Annotated in this window: 20 protein-coding genes and 4 pseudogenes; 5 read left to right on the top strand and 19 right to left on the bottom strand. The window is 66.2% G+C overall.

Annotated features, from left to right (window positions below; translation table 11 throughout):
* Positions 1 to 64: 64 nt before the first annotated feature.
* Complete coding sequence (locus KY499_RS03700; RefSeq protein ID WP_219886233.1) at positions 65 to 382, bottom strand: heavy-metal-associated domain-containing protein; 318 nt, start codon at positions 380 to 382, stop codon at positions 65 to 67.
* 358 nt (positions 383 to 740) lie between these two features.
* On the opposite strand from KY499_RS03700, the gene KY499_RS03695 reads away from it, so the two are divergent.
* Positions 741 to 1,055: a hypothetical protein gene (locus KY499_RS03695; RefSeq protein ID WP_258190954.1), complete on the top strand. Its 315-nt coding sequence runs from the start codon at positions 741 to 743 to the stop codon at positions 1,053 to 1,055.
* Positions 1,056 to 1,322: 267 nt separating this feature from the next.
* Here the strand turns inward: KY499_RS03695 and KY499_RS03690 are convergent, their stop codons facing one another.
* From KY499_RS03690 to KY499_RS03640, 12 genes and pseudogenes are all read right to left on the bottom strand, one after another.
* Positions 1,323 to 1,694: a hypothetical protein gene (locus KY499_RS03690; protein WP_219886232.1), complete on the bottom strand. Its 372-nt coding sequence runs from the start codon at positions 1,692 to 1,694 to the stop codon at positions 1,323 to 1,325.
* A gap of 298 nt (positions 1,695 to 1,992) precedes the next feature.
* Positions 1,993 to 3,177 (bottom strand): ABC transporter permease, encoded by a 1,185-nt coding sequence (locus KY499_RS03685; RefSeq protein ID WP_123255168.1) that lies wholly within the window; start codon positions 3,175 to 3,177, stop codon positions 1,993 to 1,995.
* Positions 3,174 to 3,887: pseudogene (locus KY499_RS03680) on the bottom strand (ABC transporter ATP-binding protein). The gene KY499_RS03685 and the pseudogene KY499_RS03680 overlap by 4 nt, the downstream one beginning before the upstream one ends.
* Positions 3,884 to 5,062, bottom strand: coding sequence for a secretion protein HlyD (locus KY499_RS03675; protein WP_148045195.1), 1,179 nt, complete (start codon positions 5,060 to 5,062; stop codon positions 3,884 to 3,886). The pseudogene KY499_RS03680 and the gene KY499_RS03675 overlap by 4 nt, the downstream one beginning before the upstream one ends.
* Before the next feature lie 150 nt (positions 5,063 to 5,212).
* Complete coding sequence (locus tag KY499_RS03670) at positions 5,213 to 6,190, bottom strand: NAD(P)-dependent oxidoreductase (protein WP_123255166.1); 978 nt, start codon at positions 6,188 to 6,190, stop codon at positions 5,213 to 5,215.
* Positions 6,187 to 8,930: pseudogene (locus tag KY499_RS03665) on the bottom strand (alpha/beta fold hydrolase). The gene KY499_RS03670 and the pseudogene KY499_RS03665 overlap by 4 nt, the downstream one beginning before the upstream one ends.
* On the bottom strand, positions 8,924 to 9,946 hold the full coding sequence (locus KY499_RS03660; protein WP_123255182.1) for a 3-oxoacyl-ACP synthase III: 1,023 nt from the start codon (positions 9,944 to 9,946) through the stop codon (positions 8,924 to 8,926). Before KY499_RS03660 ends, KY499_RS03665 begins: the two are co-directional and overlap by 7 nt.
* 115 nt (positions 9,947 to 10,061) lie before the next feature.
* A complete protein-coding gene (locus KY499_RS03655; protein ID WP_219886231.1) occupies positions 10,062 to 11,774 on the bottom strand; it encodes an AarF/ABC1/UbiB kinase family protein in 1,713 nt (570 codons plus the stop codon).
* 5 nt (positions 11,775 to 11,779) lie between these two features.
* Positions 11,780 to 12,322 (bottom strand): PadR family transcriptional regulator, encoded by a 543-nt coding sequence (locus tag KY499_RS03650; protein ID WP_123255163.1) that lies wholly within the window; start codon positions 12,320 to 12,322, stop codon positions 11,780 to 11,782.
* A gap of 758 nt (positions 12,323 to 13,080) precedes the next feature.
* Positions 13,081 to 13,392 carry a nitronate monooxygenase gene (locus tag KY499_RS18515; RefSeq protein ID WP_308813098.1) on the bottom strand — a complete coding sequence of 104 codons (312 nt, stop codon included), beginning with the start codon at positions 13,390 to 13,392 and terminating at the stop codon, positions 13,081 to 13,083.
* 85 nt (positions 13,393 to 13,477) lie between these two features.
* Positions 13,478 to 14,056 (bottom strand): annotated as a pseudogene (locus KY499_RS18510) (nitronate monooxygenase); the annotation flags it as partial.
* A gap of 212 nt (positions 14,057 to 14,268) precedes the next feature.
* The gene (locus KY499_RS03640) at positions 14,269 to 17,448 is read right to left on the bottom strand and encodes a bifunctional cytochrome P450/NADPH--P450 reductase (protein WP_219886230.1); all 3,180 of its coding nucleotides are present in this window, start codon (positions 17,446 to 17,448) and stop codon (positions 14,269 to 14,271) included.
* A 337-nt stretch (positions 17,449 to 17,785) separates the two neighbouring features.
* Between KY499_RS03640 and KY499_RS03635 the strand changes: the two genes are divergently transcribed.
* Both KY499_RS03635 and KY499_RS03630 read left to right on the top strand, forming a co-directional pair.
* The gene (locus KY499_RS03635; RefSeq protein WP_123255160.1) at positions 17,786 to 18,229 is read left to right on the top strand and encodes a hypothetical protein; all 444 of its coding nucleotides are present in this window, start codon (positions 17,786 to 17,788) and stop codon (positions 18,227 to 18,229) included.
* Positions 18,226 to 18,531, top strand: a complete 306-nt coding sequence (locus KY499_RS03630; protein WP_219886229.1) for a transcriptional regulator — start codon at positions 18,226 to 18,228, stop codon at positions 18,529 to 18,531. The genes KY499_RS03635 and KY499_RS03630 overlap by 4 nt, the downstream gene beginning before the upstream one ends.
* A 582-nt stretch (positions 18,532 to 19,113) precedes the next feature.
* On the opposite strand, the gene KY499_RS03625 is transcribed toward KY499_RS03630, so the two are convergent.
* The 4 genes and pseudogenes from KY499_RS03625 to KY499_RS03610 form a co-directional block, all read right to left on the bottom strand.
* Positions 19,114 to 19,437, bottom strand: coding sequence for a hypothetical protein (locus KY499_RS03625; RefSeq protein WP_219886228.1), 324 nt, complete (start codon positions 19,435 to 19,437; stop codon positions 19,114 to 19,116).
* A 43-nt stretch (positions 19,438 to 19,480) separates the two neighbouring features.
* Positions 19,481 to 20,780, bottom strand: a pseudogene (locus KY499_RS03620) (Y-family DNA polymerase).
* Positions 20,781 to 20,788: 8 nt separating this feature from the next.
* Positions 20,789 to 21,220 (bottom strand): LexA family transcriptional regulator, encoded by a 432-nt coding sequence (locus tag KY499_RS03615; RefSeq protein ID WP_123255155.1) that lies wholly within the window; start codon positions 21,218 to 21,220, stop codon positions 20,789 to 20,791.
* Positions 21,221 to 21,292: 72 nt separating this feature from the next.
* Positions 21,293 to 21,724 (bottom strand): hypothetical protein, encoded by a 432-nt coding sequence (locus KY499_RS03610; protein WP_219886227.1) that lies wholly within the window; start codon positions 21,722 to 21,724, stop codon positions 21,293 to 21,295.
* A gap of 127 nt (positions 21,725 to 21,851) precedes the next feature.
* Between KY499_RS03610 and KY499_RS03605 the strand changes: the two genes are divergently transcribed.
* Both KY499_RS03605 and KY499_RS03600 read left to right on the top strand, forming a co-directional pair.
* Positions 21,852 to 22,496, top strand: coding sequence for a maleylpyruvate isomerase family mycothiol-dependent enzyme (locus KY499_RS03605; RefSeq protein WP_219886226.1), 645 nt, complete (start codon positions 21,852 to 21,854; stop codon positions 22,494 to 22,496).
* Positions 22,497 to 22,609: 113 nt separating this feature from the next.
* On the top strand, positions 22,610 to 22,777 hold the full coding sequence (locus tag KY499_RS03600; RefSeq protein ID WP_258190953.1) for a DUF6480 family protein: 168 nt from the start codon (positions 22,610 to 22,612) through the stop codon (positions 22,775 to 22,777).
* On the opposite strand, the gene KY499_RS03595 is transcribed toward KY499_RS03600, so the two are convergent.
* Together KY499_RS03595 and KY499_RS03590 are read right to left on the bottom strand one after the other, a co-directional pair.
* Positions 22,774 to 24,240 (bottom strand): multicopper oxidase family protein, encoded by a 1,467-nt coding sequence (locus tag KY499_RS03595; RefSeq protein WP_219886225.1) that lies wholly within the window; start codon positions 24,238 to 24,240, stop codon positions 22,774 to 22,776. The two genes, KY499_RS03600 and KY499_RS03595, sit on opposite strands and share 4 nt — an antisense overlap.
* Positions 24,240 to 24,497, bottom strand: a complete 258-nt coding sequence (locus tag KY499_RS03590; protein ID WP_219886224.1) for an SHOCT domain-containing protein — start codon at positions 24,495 to 24,497, stop codon at positions 24,240 to 24,242. The genes KY499_RS03595 and KY499_RS03590 overlap by 1 nt, the downstream gene beginning before the upstream one ends.
* Positions 24,498 to 24,665 lie beyond the last annotated feature (168 nt).

Raw genomic sequence — 24,665 nt, 5'->3', positions numbered from 1 at the left:
CGCTTGGGAGTTTCTTCCAGCGGCGGCGGCCCTGGAGACCTGACACTCTACGGTGTGTTGCGGGTTACTCGCTGGCTGAGAAGCTGTATCCGGCGCCGGTCACGGCGTCCCGGATCGAAGCGTTGCTGGCGGTCCCGGCGACTGTCAGGCGGGACGTGCCCCCGGCGACGAGCTCGATGGTGACAGCCTCCACCCCATCCACGGAGGTGACGGCTTTTTCAACGGTTTGGGCGCAGTGCCCGCAGGTGAGGCCCCCGAGTTCGTACACGGATCCGTCAGCCGCGGCGGGCGTCTGTGCTGCGGTCTGGGTTGAGCAGCAGCCGCAGCCGGACTGCTCCGGAGTGATCAAGGGGAGTTCGGTTCGGGTGTCGGTTCCGCACATGTCAGCTTGTTCCTATCCGAGGAGAAGTGATGGGGTGCTGGGGTTGAACGGCTGTAACGGCCCGCGGAATCTGCAGGGCCTGGACAAACCACTTCACTGTCAACATCCCCAAGATACCCCAGGGGGGTATATTCTGCAAGTGTGTCCGGTGGTGAAAGCCGGACCCTCGGCCAAAAGGTCAGGGAACATTGGTGCGCTGGAACGCTGGCTGTGTACGGGGTCGGCCCGTCCTGATCTCGGCGGCGGCGTGGTCCACTCTTGGGACCGCTGCGGAACCAGTTTGTGCGCCGGTCCCCTTCCGAGCAGGCTGCGCCCCCACGGAAGCGGGCGCTTCCGTGTCATGGTTAGACTCGTTGCCATGGCTGAAGATTCCCCAAAGTTGTCCCTTGCCGGTTCCGTCTCGCTCGGGACCGGGGTCATGGTCGGGGCGGGGATCTTCGCCCTTGTAGGCCAGATCGCCGGACTCGCGGGCGGGTTGGTGCCCGCGGCCTTTCTCGCCGGCGCAATCATTGTCGCCTTCAGTTCCTATTCGTACGTGAAGTACTCCGGGGCCAACCCTTCCTCCGGCGGGATCGCCATGTTGCTCAAGGATGCGTTCGGGCCCCGGCATCATCGCGGGGTCATTCTCGCTGCCGCCGCAGCTGTCGCCCGATCGACGAGACGCTGGCGATAGCGGTGGCACCCTGGTGTTTGCGGAATCGCTGGCTGTTTCAGAAGTCCTCCGCACCACAAGCGTCTTCGAGCTGGTTTAGTACTGTGATCAGCTGATGTTCAGGACGCTCCTCTAGCTCGCCGTCGGGCGGCTCGCCCGCCTAGCGATCCCTGCCGAAGATGCGTGCGACGGCCTCGTCGATGCGCTGATCCTCAGCGACGTTGATGCCCCGCCCAGACTGACATATTCACTCGTAAATGTCGGTTTCAGAGGTCGCGTGGGGAAATTTCAGTGCTGGTCACAGCCCATTCGTATTTCGTTTGCGGAGCCATTGGCGCTTCCGGCCCAGACGACACCGCCCCCTCCGGAGCAGGGCATCACCTCGAATGCCAGGCCATCACGCTGTGCCCGCAGGTGGCGCCCGTCGTCCTCGACCACTTCCCAGCCCGCCGCTGGCAATGCTGCACGATAGTGCTGCAACACGTCGATGTCTTCTGCGAGCACTAGCCGGCGTTCACAGCCGCCGACACCATTTACGCCCCCACCATTGAACAACCCGAAGTGACTGATGGAATCGAACGCCCGCTGGGCCTCACGATCTGCAGCGGCCATGGGCTCTGCCGAGCCCTCCATCACGCATTGCGGAGTGGAGCCGAGCACCCGCCCTTCCGGAAGCACTGCATCGTAGCGCGGGCTCCTCCGCTCTTCACATCCGCATCGTGATGCAACAAAAAAATCCTGGCCGTGACCACAGGGGAAACGGAGCATCGGGACCCCGAGAAGAATGAGCCTCAGGCTGTTTGGGATGGGTTCTGGCAGTGTAGCTCGTGCTCGATCGGAGTCCGATAGTCCAGTCCGGAATGGCGGCGTTGGCGGTTGTAGAAGACGGATCCCTTCTTCAAGGCGCCAGTGGCCTGCGGTGGCGCAGAGGCCGGGAATTCATCAGGCCGCTGGCTGTTTAGAAGCGGATCGCGTCGATGACCTTAATCCGAACTGCCACCAGGGCCGGAATTGCGCCGGCAAGTGCGCCCACGAGGACGGCTGAGACCAGTCCGAGCGCTGCTGCTTCGATGGGGAATGCCGGGTAGTCGGTGAGGCCGGGGGCAATCTTGGATTGAATCCAGGGATGCTTGACGACCGCTACAGAGACCATGACTCCGACGATGCCGGCCACTGCCGTCGCGACTACCGTTTCCATCATGACGCCGAGGAAGATGCGTGAGGAGGTCGCGCCGAAGCTTCGCCGGATGCCGATTTCGCGCACCCGGTATCTGACGGTCACCATGGAAATGTTCAGCATGCCCACCGCGCCCAGGAGCAGGACCAGTCCGGCGATGCCGCCGACGGCGAGCTGGACGGTCGCGAAGGGGTCGCCTTGGCTGGCATAGTCCATCCGGTCCACTTGGACTTGCATGCCGGGGAATTGCTGTTGCAAGTCAGCGGTGATGGCATATTTGAGTGCTTCGGCCTGGCCGTCCCCGACCCAGAACTTGAACTGTCCGGGTCCTGCGGCGAAAACATGGGCGCGGTCTGCGGCCCCGGTCAGCATGAAAGCCGCTGGTGGTGCCTGTGGGTACTGGTCGGGAACCACCCCGATGATCACAGCAGTGGCTTTCTCGGTCCCGACCAGTTGCACCTTTGGATTGGTGGAGAGGTTGGGCCGGCCGGCCATGTCGTAGAAGCTCTCTGAGACGACCAGTGCCGGGGCAAGCCGTTTTTCGTCGTCGTCAGCGAACCAGCCGCCTTGACTCACGTTGAGTCGGTGGATGACCCCGTAGCCGGGATCCACCAGCTGGAGCATTAGCTGTTGCACGCCGTAGGGGGACTGGAACGCATGTTGCGCCTGGGTCGAATGGGTGTAGTAGGTGATTTTGTAGCGGTCGATGACGCCCTGGTAGGCGGCTTCGAGTTTTCCCTGGTCTGCCTGGGTGGGCCCGTAGAGGCTGATCCCCAGGGTGGCCGACCGTCCGCCATTTTGTTCGGAGGACGCTTTGAAGCCTTCGCGTGCCAGGTTCCCCAGCCCGACTACGGAAGTCAGGGCTGCCACTGACAGCGCCACCCCGATCAGGGCGAGAAGGATCCGTGTTTTGTTGATCCGCAGTTCCTGCCACGCCTCCACGAGGGCGGAAATGATTCCGGTCATGCGTTCGCTCCCGTGGGGATTGCGGCGGCCGAGAGCACACCGGTCTCGAGCCGGTAGCAGGCCCTGGCCAGGGCTGCGACGTTGACGTCATGGGTGATGGTGATCAGTGCGGCGCCGGATTCCGTGGCCACTGTGTCCAGCAGCGCCATGACTGTCTGGCCTGTGTCCACGTCCAGGGCGCCGGTGGGTTCATCTGCAAGGATCAGGCGTGGGCGGCGGACCAGCGCCCTGGCGATGGCCACGCGTTGCTGTTCGCCGCCGGAGAGCATGGTGGGCATGGTCCGGGCGCGGTGGGCCAGGCCCACCCGGTCAAGGATGTCCATGGCTATCTCCCGTCGTCGCCAGAACTGCTTCCCGCCGGCGTAGAGCAAGGGCGTCATCACGTTGTCCAGGGCGCTTCTGCCAGGCAAGAGGTTGAATTGCTAGAACACGAACCCGACGGCCTCCCCGCGCAGCCTGGCCCGGGCGCTGTCGCGCAGGTGTTGCACGGGCGTTCCCAAAAATGTCAGTTCGCCACCGGTGGGAACGTCCAGGAGCCCCAGCAGATTCAACAGCGTGGATTTACCGCAGCCGGAGCGTCCGACCACTGCAGTGTGGTCGCCGCTGTTCACGGTGAGGTCGACGCCGCGGAGAATGTGGAGCTCCTGGTCATCGGGTAGCCGGACCGTCCGGGTAACGCCTCTCAGGGCTACCAGCTCCTCCACCGTCACCCTCCCATCGGGTAGGCCGGGGAGCCGAACTGGGATCCGGGGGACATCTGCGCGGGTGCTCCCGGGATGAACTCAAGAATCGATTCTCCTTCGGCGAGGCCGGAGACCACCTCGACCACTGAGCCGTCGTTGAGACCCAGCTGGACCTTCCGCTGTTGAGGCTCGTCGGCAGAACGGCCGCCGGAATCCATGGGGGAACCACGCCCTGCCGGTGCCTCTTCCGGGCCGGGGTTCATGTTCGGCGACGCCAGCCACACCACGCCCTCCTTAACGCTGCCTTCCACGGAGGTGAGAGGCACGGTCACGACGTCGACGGCCTCCCCGGCCGTGACCGTCATGGTTGCGCCCAGTCCAGCGAAGACCTCAACCCCGGCGGGGACGGCGCAGCTGAGCGTCCCCGTGGGGGTCCCGCCCTGTTCGGGTGCGCCGCCGCTGGATCCCGGGCCTATCATCGCGTAGGGAACGGAGCGGCTGACCCCGCCGGAGAGCCCGCCGGAACCACCGCCTTCTGTGGTGCTGGTCGCACCCACCAGGGCGACCGACGGGCAAGTGAACGGCGCCGGTCCGCCAACCAGGGATACCTGAGCTGACGAGGGCCTGGCCAAGAGCCGGTACTGCTGCGCAGCGTCGATAGAGCCCCTGACGGCGAAAGTCCCGGGATCAACCGAACCCAAGGACTGACCGACGTTGACCTGCTGGTTGAGAAGCACATCCAAGACCTTGAGCTCACCGGAAGCAGAAGCCACCACATCGGTATACCTGTAGGTCGGCAGCATGGCGGTCCGCGACTGCGGGCTCCCCGACCCGTCGAGGCCTGCGGTCATGGCGGCAGAAGCCGACAGTTCAGGCACCACTTCACTACGGACCTGATACAGAGGAGTTCCCGAAACCACTTTCGCCCCGGGTTCCAAGAAGATGTGCGTTACGAGGCCGGCGGCGGTGTTGCGGACGCCCACCGCCGGATCACTCTGCACAGTCGCCTTGACCTGAACTGTGTTGGTTACCGTCGCACGGGATGCCTGAACCACCGGAACCGCGACTTCGGCCGACGGGCCAGCAATGGCCGGCCCTGTTTGCAGTCCGTCGATGAACGCGATCTTGACCAACGCCACCGCGATGACGGCGAACACGGCCAGCCACGCCGCCGGCAAAATGACACGCCTGAATACTCTCATCCCTGCCCCAATCGGTAACTCCCCACAGAACCTCTGCGAGGGATGCGCATTCAGCATAAAGGTTGAGGCCCTTCGAACCTCGGAGGGCATGCCCGGGACCCCACACGTTCTGAGCGGGCCCCCGCTCAGGAATTGTTCAAGTTTGCAGCGTTAGCGGCCCCGAACGACGTAGTACTCCGCCAGCTTCGCCAGGCCCTCGTCGAGTGAGACTGCGGGAGTCCAGTCGAGGAGTTCGCGGGTCTCGCGCTGGTCGAACCAGTGGGCGGTCGAAAGCTGCTCGGCGAGGAACCTGGTCATCGGCGGCTCCCCGTCCCGGGCAGCCAGAGTCCAGACCTTCTCCACCACCGATCCTGCCGCCCGGGCGAGTCTGCCCGGCACCGTCCACGACGGCGCCCGGACGCCGCCCGCGACGCAGATGCCCGCCAACAGTTCGCCGACCGGCCGCGGTTCGCCATTGCTGACGACGAGCGCCCTACCGTGGATGTGCTCCATCCGGTGCAGCGCGGCGACGATGGCCGAGGCCGCATTGTCCACATAGGTGGTGTCGATCAGGGCCGCGCCGGCGTCGAGCAGCGGCAGCCGGCCGCGGCCAGCACGGTCCAGGACCCGCTCCACCAGCTGTGTGTCGCCCGGACCCCAGACGATGTGCGGGCGCACGGCCGCGACCCGGAACTGCCGCGAGTCTGCGGCCAGCGCCAGCAACTCGGCCTCGGCCTTCGTGCGCGAGTAGGTGCCGTGCGCGCGGACCGGATCCGCCGGCCCGGCGCCCAGCCCGGCGATGGCGGCACCGGAATTTGCCACGGAGGGGGAGGAGACGAACACCAGGTCCCGCACCCCGGCCTCGCGGGCAGCGCGGAGCAGGCGGCGCGTACCCGCCACATTCACCGCGTCGAAATCCGCAGCCCGTCCGGTGAAGGAGACCTTCGCGGCCAGGTGGATGACGCCCTCCGCACCCGCGACGGCGCGAGCGACGGCGTTGTCATCGGTGATGGACCCGGCGATGTCCACGGCGCCGTCGACCTCTGCGGGACGGCGCTGGAATGTGGTGACGGCGTGGCCCTGCCGGACCAGCACCCGGGCCACTTCACCTCCGAGTAGACCGCTCGCTCCGGTGACGAGGACCCTCATGGCGTACCCGGCCGGCCGCCGGCCAGCACCGCCGAAGCCCAGCGGGCCAGACGGGTCCGGTCAATCTTGGCGTTGTGGCGGATGTCAGTTGGCAGGGAAGGGACTGCGAGCACGGCGGAGATGCTGACGCCTGCCAGCCGGGCCGCGTCCCGGACCCTCCCCGCGAGCTCCGGTGCGGCGGGGGCCGGCCCGGCGGACGGGCGGTAGGGTCTCGACGACGGCGACGACGGCCTGCGTCCCGGACGGCCCAACCCCGACGACGGCGGCCAGCCCGACGTCGTCCAGGAGTTCGATGGCTTGCTCCACGCCGACGGGCGTGAGAGCAGCACCCGGCGCCGTCACCACGTGTGCGAGGCGTCCCTCCACCCACAGCCGGCCGGCGGCGTCGAAGTGCCCGACGTCGCCGGTGCGGTGCCACCCGGGCGTGCGCGCGCTATCGCGCTGGGTCAGCCAGAGCCTGTCGTAGGACTCCTTCACGTGCGGGGCGCACACGAGGATTTCGCCGGTCACTCCCGGCTCGGTGACAGGCACGTCACCCGGGGCTGTGCCGTCAGCGGCGAGCGGGATGATGGCGACCCGGGCGCCGTGCACGGGAAGGCCGACACACACGCCGTTGCCGGCGCCGGCCATGGTGCCGGCGGCCGCGTCCGCCGCGGCGGTGCGGATCTGTTCCAGGCTGATGTCGGTAACGGGCAGCGCCTCGGTCATTCCGTAGGGGGTGTGCAGCGAGGCCCGGGGCAGCAGCCGCTGCACGTCGGCGAGCAGGGGCTCGGGAACGGGCGCGCCGGCGGAGAGCAGCAGCTCCACACGCTCCAGTGCCTGGTACCCGGCGGAGCCCAGGCCGTCCCGGGTGGCCAGGACGTTGCGCAGCGCCGCGGGGGAGGCGAACACCACCGTGGCGTTAACGGCTGCCGCGGCGTTAGCCAAGGCTTGGGCGGTCAGCGTGCGGGGAGCCGTCACGTCCATGGCGGGCGTCACCGAGACGGCGCCCAGGGCCGGTCCCAGCAGGGCGAATGGAGCGAAACCCGCCACCAGGCGTGCGCCCGGGCGGATCCCCAGCGTCCCGGCCACTGTGTCCCGCATCGCGGCAAGCCGACCGTGGGTGTAGAGGACCCCCTTCGCTGGGCCGGTGGATCCCGAGGTGAAGAGCACTGCTGCCGGCGCGTCCGCGTCCGGTGCCTGTAGCGGCACGGTTTTGGCCAGGAGTTTGCCCCGGCGGGCGAGCGCGGGAAGTGAGGTCTCGACGGCGAGGAGCCGGCGGCGGATCGGTGGCAGGTCCCGGATGCTGATGCGCCGTCCCGGCCAGCCAAGCACGGATGCGGCGGCAAGGGCCTTGTCGATGCCGATGAGGAAATCCGGGGTGGCGCCTTTGACGGCGCGGCTCAGACCGCGGGTGCCCAGGCCTGCGTCGGCCACCACCACCACGGCGCCCAGCCGCAGGCAGGCGTAGAGGACCACGGTCAGGTCCACGCCCGGTGGAACCATCAGGCTGACCCGGTTGCCTGGCCGGACGCCGGTTTCCTGCAGTCCGGCAGCAACGGCGGCAATGTTGTGTTCGAGGTCCTGCCAGTTCAGTGAGCGGGCCACCGTGCCGTCCGCGTCCATCTCCGCGACGGCGGTATCCGCGCTGGCGGGTCCTGCCGCGAGGTCGGTAAGCGGCGCCCACAGCGAAGGCGTCTGGGTGTTCGGCATCCTGCCTGGGGACGTCGCGGTTGGGGAAGCCGCCGATGAGGAAACCGGCGTCGTTACTACAGGCGCCAGGGGAGCCGCCGTTGGGGAACCTGCCTCGGCGTCCGCGGGTCCGCTGTCCCGGCCGAGATCAGCAAGCCACTCAAAGACGGGGGTGGCGATATCCCGGTCCTCGGCGACCAAGTGGCCGGCGCCCTCGAAGCGGTGGACTTTCGCGTGCGGCAGCCGGCTGATGAGGTCCTTGAGGTAGCGGTCGGAGAAGATCGGGTCCCGCGGGCCCCCAGAGCATCAGGGCCGGAACGCTCAGCCCGCGTATCCCTTCGGCGACGCGGTTGAGCGCGGGGAAGCTCGGGTGGGACGGGTCCGCGGGAATGTCCGCGACAAAGTTTCCCACGCCGGTGCGGCGGCCGGCGCTCCGATAGGGAGCCGTGTAGGCGGCGCGGACGTCCGCGGCCAGCGGCGGGTGCGCCAGGGAGTGGGTCACCCGCAGGAAGGCGTCCGACGTCGTGGTTCCCCAGCGGTGCACGGCCGGGTGCAGGGCAAGCCGCAGCGCCGGCGGGATGGACGAGTTGGCGGGCTGGTGCACTGCGGTATTGGTCAGGACGACGCCGGCCAGCTGCTGCGGCTGGGCCAAGGCCCAGCCGAGGCTGATCACGCCGCCCCAGTCGTGGCCAACGGTAACCACCGGGCCATCCAGCCCGAGCGCAGTGGTGAGGTCGCCCAGGTCGTTGATCCGGTCCGCCAGGCGGCGGAACGTGCCCGTGCGCTCGGAGAAGCCCATGTCCAGCTGGTCCACCGCCACCACGCGCCACGGATGTGCGGGATCGGAACCGGCGGCCAGCAGGGCGCGCCACAGGTAGGACCACGTCGGGTTGCCGTGCACGCACAACAGGGTGCCGGCAGGAGTCAGGCCGCGGCGGGAGAGCTGGGCGGCGTTGTCGAGCAGATGCCAGCGGCGCATTCTCCCGGGCTCATCCGCGGCGGAGGAGGACGCCACGTCGATGTCCCGCGACCATTCGGGGTCGACGCCGGGCCAGCGGGCATTCACCATACAATTTCCACCATGGCGGTGTTCAGGCCGGACCCGACACCCACGCATAGAACACGGTCGCCGGTTCCGAGGGTCTGCGCTTCGGCTGCGAGAGTCATCGGGAGCGACGCCGGGCCCACGTTGCCCCAGTGCGGAAACGTGATCGGCACCTTGTCCGGGTCCAGGCCGATGGCTCCAATGATGGCCTGCGTGTAGGCATTGCTCACTTGGTGCGTGACGTACCGGTCCATCGAGGCCCAGTTCCACTCCGGTTGGGCCTCGCGCCAGGCATCGACCACGAGCTGCAGGCCGCCGTCGAGCAGGCCCTTGGTGTCGGTGGCCATGCCGTCGAGTCCGCCCACACAGAGTTCATGATGTTCGGTGCCGGCGCGCATCACGCCGCCGATGATCCGATGCGCTCCGGGGTGCTGGTCCGCCGGGCCCAGGACGGCAGCGGCGGCTCCGGAACCCAGGGTGAGCGTGGCGAATTCCCGGTGGAAGTCAGCCCGGGTCGTCTCGGGTCGCTGCAGCCGGGCCAGGGTGGCCTCCTGCGTGGGTTGGGCATCCTCACCGTTGACGATCACCGCGTACTTGATCTGGCCGGAGTCGATCATGTTCGCCGCCAGGGTTATGCCGTTGATGAATCCGAGGCATGCGTTGGCCACGTCGAAGTTCATGGCTGACGACGGCATGCCAAGTCCGTGGTGGATCTTCACCGCGACGGACGGTTCGAGGCTGCGGCGCGTGACGGAAGTGTTGATCAGCAGGCCCACCTCGGACGCTGCGACGCCGGACTCGGCCAAGGCCTTCGCGCCCGCCTCGGTGGCCGCGTCGTCAAACGATGTCCCCGGGGTCCACCAGCGCCGGTGCGTGATGCCGGCGACCCGTTCGAGCAGGTTCGGGGGGAACTTCAGGCGCTGCAGCGTCGGTGCCAGCATGTGGTCGAACTCCGCGGAACTGACGACCTTCGGGGCCTCGACGCTGCTTACCGATAGCAAGGCGGTATTGCGGTGCCGGAAGGTCGCATTCCCTATCAAATCAAGCCCCTGTTCGTGTCCGTCCCGTGCCCGGGCGGTTGCTCGCACCTTCAAACACAAGCCCGAGTGCTTAACTATGCCCGGTGCAGCTTAGTTCCTGCATACCCCAAAGAACCTAGAGGCCGCGGCGCCCCACCCAGAGCCCGTGCAGCAGCGGAACCACAGACACGATCATCAGCACGCTGCCGAGCACCGTGTCGTTTGCCCGGACCACGGCTCCTGCGATGAGCAGGGCACCGAAGATCAGTGCCGATGCCGCTCGCTGCGCCGTGCGGTCAAGCCGTGCCATCTGCCGTTCGAGGCGCGGGTTGGCAACCGACAGTGATCCGTCCTCGATCCGGGTAAGAAGCCCATCGAGGCGTTTGGGCAGACGCAGGGCGAGCCCGGCGGCGTCGAGCGCCTGTTGGGCCACGTCCTGGACGATGTTGCCTCGCTCGTCGCGCAGCAGCTGCGCCGCATAGGGTTCGACCGAGTCCCACAGATTGAACCGTGCGTCCAGCGAGCTGCACACCCCCGACGTCAGTGACATCGCGCGGATGATGAGCAGGAAGTTCTCCGGCAACTGGAACGGCAGCGAGCGGACCAGGTCGCCGAACTCCACCGCGAAATCTAGGAACTCCCGCGGATCCACTTCGCGAAGCTCGGCGAAGCCCATCCCGCCAAACCGGGCGAACGCGTGCGTCAGCGCCCGCTCAAGCTCGGCCGTGTCGGCCGAGGGCACCAGCACACCCACATCGCTGATCGCGGCCACCAACCCCTTCCCGTCACGCGAGGCCGCCGCGATCAGCAGCTTCCGCAGGCCGCTGCGGGTGCTGGTCGGAACCTCGCCCATCATGCCGAAGTCGATGAACGTCAGCTTCCAGGGGTGCTCCGCCGTTAAATCGGCAGTCGGAGTGACAAAGATATTGCCGGGGTGCGGATCGGCGTGGAAAAAGCCGTTCGTGAACAGCTGGTCGAACATGACCGACGCGAAAACCGGGGCAACCTGCGCCGGATCGATGCCCGCCGCCCGAAGCGCAGCCGAATCGGTGATCTTGATGGCCGTGACATCTTCGAGGGTGAGCACACGGCGCGTGCTCCGCTCCCAGACGACGTCGGGCACAGCCACCCTGCCGTCGTCGGCAAAGTCGGCAGCAAAGCGTACTGAATTGGCCGCCTCCTGCCGGTAGTCGATTTCCTCGAGACTGATCTGCGCAAACTCCTCGACCAGTGCGGGCATGTCCGCACGATTGGACACGAGGCGGATGTGGCTGAGCCAGCCGCCCACTTTGCGCAGTGCGGCCAGATCGACGTCGACGATTGCCTCGATGCCCGGCCGTTGCACCTTCACGACAACGCTGTCGAGCCCGGTGTCGGCGGCATCGGTGTGAAGAAGCTGTGCCCGGTGCGCCTGCCCGAAGGAGGCGGCGGCGATTGGCGCCTCCTCAACCGAGGCGAACACCTGATCCAGCGGCGCACCCAGCTCCGCCTCGGCAAGAGTGCGGATTGCGCTGAACGGGACGGGGGGCACCTCGTCCTGCAGACCTTCCAATTCGGCGGTGATTTCCGGCGGAAGCACATCGAGCCTGGATGACAGGAACTGACCCACCTTAATCATCAGGCCGCCAAGGTCCACCGCGAGCACACGGAAGCGTTGCGCGAAGCGCAGCATCCTCTTGGTCCGGGTGCGTTCGGCGATCCTGACCAGCCCGACGCGGGGGAGGACGAGCTCAAACCACCAGGTCACCGCGAGGTGCCACGCGGCAAAGCGCAGGATCCGCCGGTAACGGGCACGGGTGTCCCCGGCGCCGGGTACCGGATCTGCCCGGTCCCGACGATCGGACGTCACCCGCGTCAGTCCTGGGCGAGGATGGAGTACAGCCGACGACGTGCGTCGTCAAGCACCTTCACGGCCTCCTGCACCTGCTTCGGCGAGCCGGTCCGACCCACCTGGGACGCGGCCTGCGCGAGCTCGATGCCAGCCTTGGGCAGCGCCGCGAACCCGGTGCCGGAGGCCGGACCCGTTGACTCCCACGGCGCCGACGTATCGGCACCCGCGACGTCCTCCCGGCCCGCTTCGGTCAGTGAGTAGATCTTGCGGCCATTGGATTCCTCGGCGCTGATGAACCCCTCATCGGCCAACAGTTGCAAAGTGGGATAGACGGAGCCGGCACTTGGCTTCCAGCTGCCACGGCTGCGCTCCTCGATTTCACGGATGATCTGGTAGCCGTGCATGGGCCGCTCAGCGAGCAGGGCCAGCACCGCCGAGCGCACCTCGCCGCGACCGGCGCGGGTTCCCGAGCCCTTCTCGAACCGTGAACGCAACTCCTCAACGGCCTGCCACATGCCGTCGATGTTGTTGCCGCCGAATCCGCCCGCCGGGAATGAATTACGCATTCTGGTCTCCTTTGTGAGTCGCGAACGACAGTTAGCGATAGTCAACGATACATCCCGATACACACACGAATCAATGGCACGAAGGGCCGTCGGTGCGAGGTGCCACAAGCGGTGGCCGCCGACGCATGGGCGCGATCCGGCGTCGTGGTTGGACTACCAGTTGCAAGGCTCGTGCAGACCGCATCCTGCGGAGCTGCACTGCCGTTCGCTGACCCGCCACTCAGGCTTCGAGTCGGCGTGGGAACGCTCGTCTTTCCAAATGGGAACAACCCTCGAGCCGCACCGTGGACAGGGCGGCTCGATGTGGGCGCGTCTTTGCGCTTTGTTCATGATTCCCCCAAGAAACTTTGTTTCGATCCGTCGTCGCTGCCACCAATCTAGGCATATCTCTATCGAATGGACAAATTGGCTGGTAGGCGCTCAATCAGTTCGCCTCAGATCGAGGCCATGAGGGTCTCACATCTACGACGCTGCCTGCGGGGATCGCATTATGTCGTTGTCCGTTCCACACGCTGGGGTGGTGCAGGAACCACGGAGGACCGCCGAGGTTGTCCCGGATGTCCGGCCAGGTATCTGCCATCAGAACACGGTGTGGTGCTTGCAACAGCGGCCTCCAGTCCTGTCCCCGGGGGTCCGGAGGCTCATTGGGCTGATACTGGACGACGACGAAGTCGTTGCGGCTCCGGTCGGTGGGGGCGGAACAGGAGAGGTCCGGGACAGCGGTCCAAGGAGTTCACGGAGACGGGGCGTGGTTTAACTTATCGCCCGCCCAGGCGCCGCAGAATGACGGAAGCAGATTCGTTCGATGCGTCCCGATAGCCGGCTCCAGCCCAGATATTGATGTTTTCCTGGTCTCCGGCTGCCGCGGCTGCCTTCCGGATTGGGCTGGTCAGATGGTGCAGTGCCGGGTAGCCCAAGGGCGCCACAGCATGGAAGCGCTCCACAAACTCGTTGCGCAGCGCACGAGCCGGCCGCCCGGAGAAGGCAGTCGTCATCACCGTCCCGGTCCTGGCAGGGTCGGCCAGTGCTGCCTTGTAAGTCGCCGACGCGCCACTTTCCTCTGACCGCAGGAGGACCGTGCCGACGACGGCGGCCCTCCGCTCCGGCTGCCAGTGCCTCGCGGACTGCGCGTGGCGTGCTCAGTCCGCCCGCAGCCCAGATCGGCAGCTCCGTCTGCGCACGCACGTCGGCCAGTAACTGAACCAAGGGCGTGTCCCTGATCGGAGCGTCCGGCGTGAACGTGCCCGAGTGGCCTCCGGCCAGGGAACCCTGGACGATGAGGCCATCTACCCCGACGGAGACTGCCTGACGGGCCTCGGCGGCGTTGGTCACCGTCTGCATCACCAGCGATCCAGCCTCCTGCAGACGGTGCACAACATCCCGCGTCGGGAGCCCGAACGTGAAACTCACAACCGGCACCGGATCGCCAACCAACACCGCGATCTTGGTGTCCCAGTTATCGTCATCCTCAGCGGGTTCGGCGTTGCCCAGATCGATGCCGTACTTCGCTGCCAGCTCTCCGAGCAACCCGCAATAGGCGATGAAGGCCGCGCGTTCGACCGGCACTGCGTTGGGCACAAAAAGATTCACTCCGAACCGCGAAGTGAGCCGCCGCACCTCAGAAATTTGTTCGGCGAGCTGCCCTGCCGTTTTGTAACCGCCAGCCAGGAAACCTAGTCCGCCGGCGCGGGCGGCAGCCACCACGAGCTGAGGAGTACTCGGCCCGCCGGCCATGGGCGCTGCGACCAGCGGGATCTCCGCACCCAGTGCCTGAAGAAGACCACGGGCATGGAGCCGGGCACCGGGCAGCGGCATGTCCGCGCCATGGGTGAAGTTTTCCTTACTGTTGGACACGTTGGGGCTCCACGTAATCGTGTTGAGTAATCGTGTTGATCGTACCGCCACGCCTGAGGACTTCGCCCGCGGGGCGCTGCGTCCGGAGGCCGTCAGGTGAAAATATCGGCCACGTACCTGCCGTGGGTGCGTTCCACGCCATCCATCCATTCCGCGGCGTCGGCCTCGGACGCGCCGGTCGCTTCCTGGTAGATCAGTGCGCAGGTGTCCCGGACCTGCGGGGCCATGTACTTGCCGTCGCCGCAGACGTAAACCGTGGCGCCCTGTTTGACCAATTCGACGACGTCAGCCCGGTCTTCCCAGAGCCGGTCCTGGACGTACTTGGGGCCTCCATCGGGGGAAGTGGAGAAGGCCGGCCGGAGGTCGAGATTGGCCTCCTTGGCCCATGCGGCAAATTCCTCCTGGTACAGGAAATCGGTCTCCGCTGCCCTGCAGCCGAAGAACAGCAGGGAACGCGCCGGCGTCGTATCCTCTGTCTGCGCCCGGAGAGCCCGTTCCTGGACGAATCCGCGGAACGGCGCCACCCCGGTCCCGGCACAGACCATGATGAGCGGCACCGCCAGGGACTCGGGCGGGTGGAACGCCGTATTCGAGGGGCGCACCGTGACCGCGATCTTGGACCCGGGCCTTGCCTGGGCGAGATAGGTCGACGAGGCCCCCTCGAAGATGCCGCGGCCGGACCACGCAGGATCCCGGATCACGGAGAAGGTCAGGGTCGCGTGGTCGGGGCTCCACAGCGGGGAGGAGGAGATCGAGTAGCGCCGCGGAGTCAGTTGCGTCAGCAGGGTTAGGAACGAAGTGAACGGCAATTGGCAGGACGGATACATTTCCAGCAGGTCGAGCAGCGAGACGCGCTTTTCGAGAATCTCGGCCGCGTGGCGCCTGCGGTCCTGCGCCAGGGACTCAAGGTCGCTGCGCTGGGCCGGATCCGGGGCGACGCCGGCCAGGTGCTCGAGCTGGGTCCGGGTGGCGGGGACCGCAAGTTCGACGTAGCTGCTCAGCAGTTCGCCCACGGTCACGGGCGTGCCGGTGGGCAGGAACGTGGATCCCTGCTCCATGGTCAGCACCACGTGTGAGTCGTAGTCGAGGTTAAAGCGGGTCAGCGCACGCTGGACGAGGTCGTTGGGACTGAGCGGGAGCACGGCCAGATAATCGCCGGTCCGGTAGCCCATGCCATCGGGCAAGGCGATCTCGACATGACGCTTGGACCGGGTACCGGGCCGGGTCATATCGACCAGCTCCCGGTTCGCGACGACCGTACCAAGCGCCAGCCCGTTCTGGCGCAGCAGTGGGTCCCGGACGTTTCCCACGAATTGGATATCAAGCTGGGGCTGCGCGGCCGGCGTACTGGTGGTCTGTTCGAAGACGGCGTCCACAGCGGGCCAGAACCCGGCGTACCATTCGTCAAAATCCCCGAAGAAGTCGCCGCGCGCATTGGCCGCACCGCGGGGATAGATCCGCGCGGCGCCAGCGGCCTCCAGCCTGGCGTCGATGGCTTTGGGCACCTCCTGGTAGGTCCGGGCCCAGTCCTTGTTGCCGTTGCCGAAGACCGTGTACTGGACCCGTGCGAGGTTGCCCGGCTGCAGTCCCTCGGTCCAGGCCACGAACTTGCGGGCGTTATCTGGAGGCTGTCCCTCGTAGGAGGAAACCACGATCGCCACGAGTCCCTCCCGCGGGAGTCCGCCGGTTGCCTCGTCGAGCGGACTGATCGCGGGGCTGTAGCCGCGCTGTCCGGCGTCGTTCGCGATGCGTTGGGCGAAGTCTTTGGACGTGCCCGCATTGGAACCGTAGAGCACCCGAAGCGGGATACCGTTAGCCGCGGCCGCGGCGGGCGCGTCCGCCGGCAGGACCTGTTCGACGGCGGCCCGGTCCGGCGCCGCGCCGATCCGGCCGTCACGGCGGTGCACGTGGATGAACAGCCCTTCGGGCTTCATCGTCAGGGTGTGCTTGATGTGCAGTTGATAGCCGGGGTCGGCGGGCGTGATGTCGAAGCGCTGCAGGAGCTTGGCCAGGAACAGCATGGCCTCCTGCAGCGCGAATCCCCGTCCGATGCAGGAGCGCTGCCCGTTGCCGAAGGGCTTCCATGCGTTCGCGGGGATTGCCGCGGCCCGGTCCGGGGAGAACCGGTCTGGATCGAAGATCCCGGCGTCCTCGCCCCACGCTGCCGGATCCCGGTGCAGTTGCGGGATCATCACCAGGATGGGCTGGCCGGCGGGGACCGCATAGCGGCCGCCGATCATGGTGTCCTGGTGCGCAGCGACGTTGAACGCGGGGGCGGTAGGCCACAGCCGCAGCGTTTCCTTGAGGATCTGATCCAGATATCCCAGCCGGGGCAGGTGCTCGAACCGGGCGTCTGCGGTGCCCAGGACCTCGTCAACCTGCGCGCGGGCCTTCGCCAGTACGCCCGGGTGGCGCAGCAGTTCATACATCACGAAGGAGAGCAGGCCGCTCGTTGTCTCATGCCCGGCGATCAGGAAGGTGACCATCTGGTGTCGGATGTTTTCCTCGGCTAGCCGCTCACCGGTGACCGGGTCCGCCGCGTTGAGCATGGTGTCGAGGATGTCTTCGCTGCCCGCCGGACTCGGATGGCGACGCCGGTCGCTGATGATCTGCTCCGCGACCTCGAACATCAAGGCCATATCTTCGTCGAGCTGGTGCCGCTTGCGCAGCATGATCTTGTTGGCAACCGGCAGCCTGCGCGCCCGCTCCTGGGATTCGAACAGGGCGCGGGCCATGGCGCCGACGAAGGGGTGTGCCTCTTCCCGGTAGAGACTGTTGAACCGGTAGCTGAACGAGCACAGGGCGATGGTGTCCAGCGTCAGGCGGGTGGCGCTGTCCGCGACGTCGATCCTGGCCGCGGGGCCGAGCCGTTCCCATTTAAGCAGCAGCTGCTCGGCGATGTCGTCCATGCCGGTGAACATCCGCACCAGCGCGGCCGGCCCGAACGCCGGCATCAGGATCCGGTGGGCCTTTTGCCAGTTGGGATCCTGGGTGTCTGCGGTGAACAGGCCGTCGCCGGCGAAGTCCCGCACCTGCCGAAGGGCAACGCCCACCACCTTGCCGAAACGGGATTCGTCGCAGACTTCATTGACGAGCTGTTGGGAGCAGATGACGACAATGCTGCGGTTGAAAAACTGGATCCGGACAATGGGGCCATACTGCTCGACCACTTCGGATAGCCCCAGGATTCCCTGGCTGGAGTCGATATCGGGGAGGTTGCCGACCACCGGCCGCGTGGGAGGCTGGGGAATTGGGACGCTGGGCGAAGACATGGACCCTCCTGGCGCTCGCCGATCGACGCTGCGGTGATCTGTTGCTGCCGTGCATATGGACTGTATGGACGGACGGGACGCTCCATTCGGCATGTTACTCCGGGCGGATCCCTGGCGACAGGTCACCGGCCCGGCCTCCAGATGATCGATGAAGCTAGCGAGCAGCATCACGACGTCGTCATTGCAGCCCAGGGCCGGTCGTGGAGCTACCCATGCCCGGCAGATCCTGATAGATCCGCCGGTAGCCCGATCTGTCGCTCAATGGAAAGTACTTGACCAACTGGAAAATAGTTTCCTATGCTCAGGTAATCAATCGCCATCAGAGAGAGGCCCCATCATGGACGAGACATCGGGCAGTCCATCGCCAGCCCAGGCGCAAGCGCTTCTGGCCAGAGCCGATTCGATCGGGGCCGCATCGACCAACGCCGCAGCCTGGCCCGTGGCCATGATCTTCACCAGCCTGGCAATCCTGGGTTCCATGCTGATGATCGGCATGCAGATCGTCTCCCACACCGGGTACGGCGCGCCGCTGCTGGCGACGTCCGCGGGTGTTTGGGCCGCCGCGACGGCAAGCATCTGGCCGATGTTCCAGCGATCGACCAAGGCCGGGTACACGAAGCGTTACCTGACCTCCCTGGCCGCCTACTTCGCCCTATACGGGGTTGCGCTGGGTGTGGGCGTGAGTTTCTTCCGCGACGGCAACCTGTGGTTCTACATACCCGCCGCGATCGTCCTGGGCGGCGTCGGCCTGGCAGCGGCCTTCCGCGAACTGCGCGCATGAGCGCTCCCACGGACCACCCCCGTCACAAGCTCAACGAGCTCATCCACTCACCGGTCCGCTTTTCCATCATGGCGGCGCTGGCGCGCGCAGAATCCTTGGACTTCAAAGACCTCCGCGACGCTATTCAGGTCAGCGATTCCGTCCTCAGTAAACAACTGTCCGTCCTGGAAAAGGCCGGCTACGTGAAGATCAAGAAGGCTTTCGCCGGGAAAATGCCGCGAACGTCGGCGGGTTTGACCGCGGACGGACGCCTCGCCTGGACTGGACACCTGCAAACCCTGCGGGACATCGCAGGAGGCTAGTGCTCTGCCAGCGGTTCGTGCGGATCGCGAGGAGACCATGGCCCTCTGCGATCTGTCCCCGAAGACTTCCGCGGTTTCTTCGCACGTCCTGCCTTTGGCGCCAAGACATTCGTTGCTGCGGGCGGTGGCTTTAACCGTCCCGAAGTCCCCTGGGTCAACGCGGCGCACCTCACGAGTGCAGTCAAAAGCCATTTTTAGCGCCAGCGGAAGACCTCCAGCGCGCGCCGCAGGGGAGCGGGGGCCGCCTTTGAGGTGGTCTACGGGGCGGGCTCCGGCGAGCTCCCTGGATGGGGTGATCATCCAGACCGTGAAGTAATTGTGCGGGATCTTTTGTTTCATCGCCTGCTCGAAGAGCGCAGTGACCGTCGGGTGGAGGTGTCCGCCGGGGAGGAACTGGAATCCGGGGCAGAAGGTTCCGTCGTCGATGAAGACCCGGACCAGATGACGCATCACAGGCTCGGGGTCTTCCATCAGTTCCGAGAGCCGGCGGTGCACCTGCTGCAGGGCAGGCAGCGTAAATTCTGTCCGGATCGTGTTCCACATCTGGTTGCTGATTGTCTGGGGGTTCGGTGCCACTGCTGCCTAGCCGCCGTCGCTGATGGTGTCCAGGAGCCACCGGGCGCGGACCGGGTCGCGGCGCAGCGTGATGGTCCGCAGCGCAGAGTCAGAGGTCCCGAGGCGGACCTTAATCCTCCAATGTTCGAAGCTCACGAGGTCGCCGTCGCCGATGGCTGCGGTTGGCTTGGTGTCGCACCAGGAGCCCCGGCTGAACCAGTGCTGGGAGTCCGTGCCGGGATCGACGAGCCAGATCTGTCCGTCGTGCCGGATAGCGAGGGGTTTGCCTGTCTGGTCGGTCCGGACCTGCAGGTCGCGGGTCCCGGTGAGGGCTTCGGTGATGGTGGTCATGAGGTGCGTTCTTCCGTGGGGTAAACGTGCGGGCGGTGTCTGGCTAAGCGGCCTTGACGAGGGGGAGTTCGTCCCAGTGCGTGGTGTAGCGGGGAGAGAGCATGTCCCGTTTCATGGTCCAGTCCGGTCCGCCGCGGATTCCGGCATGGCCGAGGCCGATGGAGCCGCGCCCGTAGCGGCGGGTCACGTCGTCCATGAGGGTGCCGATGCGGAGTTCCTCGTGCGGGTTCTCGAATGGGGCGAGGGGTGACTGGTTGCCGGTGGGCCGCAGGTCGGTGACCATGATCCCCGCCCTGGCGTACCGGACGCCCGCGTGGATGAGGGGCAGGAGGGCGTGTGCGGCCCGGGTGAGCAGGACCGGGTCCGCAGTGGGCATCGGCAGTGGCACGCACACCGAGGGGTACGAGGTGTCTTTCGGGTTGAAGTGTGAGGTGCCGGCGAAGGCGGTGAGGACTTTGGCCTGAAGCCCGTGTTTGGCCAGCCGGGCTGAGGGCCTGCTGGCCGTAAACGCTCATAACCTGCCGGATTCCGGCGGCGGTGGTGATGGGGGTGGCGAAGGAGCGGGAGAAGATGAGCTGCTCCCGGCCGATGCGTTCCTCTTCCATGGGGATGCAGGGGGTGCCCTGCAGTTCCAGGACGGTGCGCATCATGACAACAGAGAAGCGGTCCCGGATCATGACCGGATCAGCGCGGGCCAGGTCCAGGATGGAGTGGATGCCCAGGGCGGTGAGCCGTTTGGTCAAACGGGTCGCGACACTCCAGATCTCAACCACGGACAGGCGGCGCATCAGGGATTCCCTGTGGGCGGCCGGGACCGAGTCCCAGTGGCAGACGCCGTCGAAGGACGGGTTGTTCTTGGCCCATTTGTTGGCCAGTTTCGCCAGGGTCTTCGTCCCGGCAATCCCCACACAGACAGGGACCCCAATGTTTCGGCGAACGGTCTTCTTCATGGTCCGTCCCAGTGCCAGGAGTTCTTCCGGGGTGCCTTTGACGCCGAGGAAGGCCTCGTCGATGCTGTAGACCTCCAGCCACGCCGAGTACCGGCCCAGCAGCTCCATTACCCGGGCGCTAAGGTCCCCGTAGAGCTCGTAGTTGCTCGACAGCGCGACCAGCCCCCACTCCCTGGCCCGCGGGGCAAGTTTGAACCAGGGCTCACCCATGGGGATGCCGAGGGCTTTGGCCTCGGGGGACCGGGTGACGGCGCAGCCGTCGTTATTGGACAGCACGACGACGGGCCGGCCTTCCAGCGAAGGGTTGAAGGCCCGTTCGGCCGAGGCGTAGAAGCAGTTCACATCCACGAGCGCGATCTGCGACATCCGCCGCATCACGGGGGGCTTAGACATGGGGTTCCTCAGACGTGGTGCAGGCAGCGGGTCGCGACGCCCCAGATGACAAGATCCGACACGGACGGGACCCGGATGTCCGGGTACCCCGGATTCTCCGCCTGCAGCACAACGCCGGTTTCCGTGATCCTGAGCCGCTTGATAGTCAGCTCCCCATCCAGGACCGCCACGACAACACTGCCGTCACGAGGTTCCAGCGCCCGGTTCACGATCAGTTCGTCGCCGTCGCTGATGCCGGCACCTTCCATGGAATCCCCGGAAACCCTGACCACATAGGTGGACGTGATGTCCTTGATCAGGTGCTCGTTCAGATCTATCCGCCCATCGAAGTAGTCCTGGGCCGGTGACGGATACCCGGCCGCGACCGGGACCGGGGAGATCAGCACCGACAACAACGACAAGCCCGCGTCTATAACCCGGGGACCGACAATAACGCCCACGACACACCTTTATTCGAATATATGTTCGATCCAATCAGTGTAGCCGGACTGGCGGACAAAGTGCGTTTCGTTCTATCGGAGCCCAAAAAGGACGTTTTGGTGGATCTTGCGCCACCCCTGAGCTTCGAGTTCCCCCGTCTCAAAACCGTCAGCGACCAACGTTGCTGCCGTACCGTCCATTCCCGAAATAGTGATGATCTGGCCTGTCCCCAATGAGTTTGCAGATCCCGCGGCTAAAGTCCCGACTTCGGCGTTGGGAACCTTCACTAAGCAAGTCAGCGCCCTACTCTCCGCCTGAGCTGCGTAGTACCGAACACCGTCGACGTCCGCGAGGAGCCGAACCTTTTCCAGCCCGGGCTTATCCGGAAGTTCGATTCCGGGCAGCAAGTGGTCCTCGGTGGTGGTAGCGCGCTGGAACGCTGCCAGCCCGTTGGGAGTTGAACACCCGGCAAGCAAGATAACGACCCCGATGGCTGCGCTGACGCGAAGTAGTGGACGATTCATGGCGCTGCCACCTCAGGCTCTTAATCGCTCCGAGGTCGCAGCCATCGTTGTGCGCCTGGAACGTCTCGGCGCCGTTTCCTCAATCGGGTGCTTGTCGAAAAGCACCCGCGCCTGTTTGAGTGGGTCCATGTCTGCGCGACTCAGCTCTGTCATCTGGCCCGTAGTGCACAGCGAGCGCCTGGCGCTGATTCAGGACTTGGAGTCGCTGCCACCGCAGCAATGGGAGGCGCCGTCGCTTTGTCCCGGCTGGGACGTCCACGACGTCGTGGCGCATCTGGTGGATACCGCGAAGACGACCCGTCTCGGGTTCCTACGCCGCATGATGATGGCCGGCTTCGACTTCGATCGGGACAACGCCCTCGGGGTTGCCCGTGAACGTACCGAGGATCCTGGCCGCACGCTGGCCGGGTTCCGCGCCGTCGTAGACCGCACGAGCAGTCCGCCGGCTCCGCTGGCCACGCGGCTGGTGGAGGCCTTTGTCCACGGTGAGGATATCCGGCGCGCGGTCGGAATCGAGCGGGACTACCCCACGGCCCACGTAATTACCGCACTGCGTTACCAGTTGAAGACTCCGGCCAAAATGGGCGGCGGCAAGGAACGTGCCCAGGGGTGGCGGCTGGTTGCCTCCGAGGCGGCCTTCGAACACGGTACGGGCCATGACGTCCGCGGGACCGCAAAGGCCCTTCTTCTTGCCGTGTCAGGACGGCCGGTGATGCCGAGTGAACTCACGGGTGCAGGCGCTGAGGCGTTCACGCAGCGTGCCCGCCCCTGATCAGGGAATCAACGCGCTGGAGGCGGGAGGTGGCGTTCCGGGAACTGTGCCGTCGTAGCAGGGCGGCACGCCATCAGACATCCAGCACACCACAGCGGCGTGGGCCGGGACGGGTGCGAGCAACACCGCCCCACCCGTCGTCTACGGGTGCCTCGGCCAACCCGGATCCGCCGAGCGGGAATATCACCGCTCTTGAGCCTGGTGAGGGAGTGCCGCCGGGAGAGACCCCTCCGGCGGAGGGCCAGATGGGCCGGGATCAGGGGCACGATCCGCGACACTAGCGGACGTCGATTACCCCCATCATTCCCTGGTCCTCGTGGTCCAGGATGTGGCAGTGGTACACGGAGCGCCCGGCGAAGTCCTGGAAACTTATCCGGACCTTCGCCCGCCCGTTGGCGGGCACGTTTACGACGTCCCGCCAGACGGGTGTGTCCGGGGCATCGCCTGATTGCTCGATCACCTGCATCGGCCAGACATGCAGATGGAAAGGGTGGTCCATCAGGCTGGGGTTGATCAGGGTCCATTCCTCCACTGTCCCGGCGGCCACGGTGGTGTCCGTCCGGTTGCCGTTGAATTCGCGGCCGTTGATGGTGAAACTCATCATTCCCATACCTATACCCAGGCCGCCGGCGCCGAGAGTTAGTTGCCTGTGCGCGGCCACGACGGCGGTCCTCAGATCTGGCAGTGTCTGCTGCCGGGATGGCACCGGCTGAGCGGACGTGGACGGGGCGCCGGACACCGAGAGGGTCGCCAGAACGACGTCCCCTTGGAATTGGCCCCCGGATGGGCCTGGCGCGGCCGGTCCCATCATGCCGGCCATGCCGCCACGGTTGTAGGTTGAGGCCCTGAGAATGGCATCGCCCGCGAGAGCTGTGATCAGGACATCTGCCCGGTTGCCCGGCGCCAGCAGTAGCTCGTCGACGTTCGCGGGCGTCAGGAGGGAACCGGAATCCATACCGAGGAGCTGCATCTGCTGCCCATCCAGGCGCAACGGCAGGTAGCGGGACACACAAGCGTTCACGATGCGCCACCGTTCACGCTCGCCCGGCCGGGCAGAGAGTTTCGGGTTGCTCTGACCGTTGAGAAGGACCAGCTGACCTTCCCGTCCAAGCATCCGGTCCATGGGCGAGGCGGCGGCGACGTTTCCGGACCCATCCAGGGTGATGTCCGAAATGACCAGGATGCGTTCCCGGTCAATCACCGGGGGCTCGGCGTCCTCGACGATGATGGCGCCGTACAGGCCTGCGAAGATCTGGTCCGCTACAGTCCCGTGATGGTGGGGGTGGTACCAGTACGTGCCGGGCGGGTGGTCCGCCGGGAGCCGGTATTCGTAGCTGAAGGACTGGCCCGGCTGGATCACCACGAACACGTTGTCTCCGTTGCCTTGGGGTGAGACGTGAAGCCCATGGACATGGAGGTTGGTCGGCACATCCATGCTGTTGACCAGCTCGACATCGAGCACGTCCCCCGCCCGGACCCTGAGGGTCGGGCCGGGGACTCCTCCGTTGTAGCCCAGCGCCGATGCCGGCCGGCCACCGAGCTGTACCTCTCCGGGCAAAGCTTCAAGCCGGACCTGCAGCCGGCCATTGCTACTGCGCAGCTCCTCGGGCTCAGAGAAATCCAGGCCGGCTTCCGGGGAGAAGGGGGAACCTGCCGTCCACCACAGCCCGGCACTACCGGCGGCGATGGCCACTGCACCGAGGCCTACCAGCAGCAATGTGTTCCGGCGGCTCACGTGGCCCACTATTGGTCCCCGCCGAGAACCTTCAGCTGCTCACGATATTGCTCCGCGGTCAGATCACCACGGGCAAAGCGTTCATCGAGGATCTGCAACGCCCGGCTCCTGCCGGGGTAGGGACCCGGCGGCGCCGACATCCCGCCGTGACTCCCGCCTCCGGCGAACAAGCGCACCGCGACCAGGACCAAAAGACCTATCCCGACCAGCAGGAGAACGCCCCACAGCCACATCCAGCCCATATTCGGGCCGTAACTCCACATCATGAGCGGTGCCCTTCCACCTCAAGCCATTGATATTTCGATTCTTCAGCCGGCCCCCGCCCAGCGGTAGAGTCCGAAGGCCCCCGAGCGCAAGTCCGAACCTGGCGCTCGCCGTTAAACTCCAGGCGGCTGGTTCTGTTTCAGCCCGCACGGGAGGAATCTTGGCTCAGT

Source organism: Arthrobacter sp. PAMC25284 (genome assembly GCF_019443425.1).
In the GTDB taxonomy this organism is placed as follows: Bacteria; Actinomycetota; Actinomycetes; order Actinomycetales; family Micrococcaceae; genus Arthrobacter; species Arthrobacter oryzae_A.
The sequence above is the reverse complement of the archived record's forward strand: the minus strand, read 5'-3'. Positions and strand labels throughout refer to the sequence as shown.

Coding starts and splice junctions, on each gene's coding strand:
- KY499_RS03630 (WP_219886229.1), top strand. CDS start 18,226: ATGAGCGCTCCCACGGACCACCCCCGTCACAAGCTCAACGAGCTCATC.
- KY499_RS03695 (WP_258190954.1), top strand. CDS start 741: ATGGCTGAAGATTCCCCAAAGTTGTCCCTTGCCGGTTCCGTCTCGCTC.
- KY499_RS03685 (WP_123255168.1), bottom strand. CDS start 3,177: ATGACCGGAATCATTTCCGCCCTCGTGGAGGCGTGGCAGGAACTGCGG.
- KY499_RS03605 (WP_219886226.1), top strand. CDS start 21,852: ATGTCTGCGCGACTCAGCTCTGTCATCTGGCCCGTAGTGCACAGCGAG.
- KY499_RS03625 (WP_219886228.1), bottom strand. CDS start 19,437: ATGACCACCATCACCGAAGCCCTCACCGGGACCCGCGACCTGCAGGTC.
- KY499_RS03640 (WP_219886230.1), bottom strand. CDS start 17,448: ATGTCTTCGCCCAGCGTCCCAATTCCCCAGCCTCCCACGCGGCCGGTG.
- KY499_RS03610 (WP_219886227.1), bottom strand. CDS start 21,724: ATGAATCGTCCACTACTTCGCGTCAGCGCAGCCATCGGGGTCGTTATC.
- KY499_RS03670 (WP_123255166.1), bottom strand. CDS start 6,190: ATGAGGGTCCTCGTCACCGGAGCGAGCGGTCTACTCGGAGGTGAAGTG.
- KY499_RS03590 (WP_219886224.1), bottom strand. CDS start 24,497: ATGATGTGGAGTTACGGCCCGAATATGGGCTGGATGTGGCTGTGGGGC.
- KY499_RS03650 (WP_123255163.1), bottom strand. CDS start 12,322: ATGCGTAATTCATTCCCGGCGGGCGGATTCGGCGGCAACAACATCGAC.
- KY499_RS03635 (WP_123255160.1), top strand. CDS start 17,786: ATGGACGAGACATCGGGCAGTCCATCGCCAGCCCAGGCGCAAGCGCTT.
- KY499_RS03700 (WP_219886233.1), bottom strand. CDS start 382: ATGTGCGGAACCGACACCCGAACCGAACTCCCCTTGATCACTCCGGAG.
- KY499_RS03675 (WP_148045195.1), bottom strand. CDS start 5,062: ATGAGAGTATTCAGGCGTGTCATTTTGCCGGCGGCGTGGCTGGCCGTG.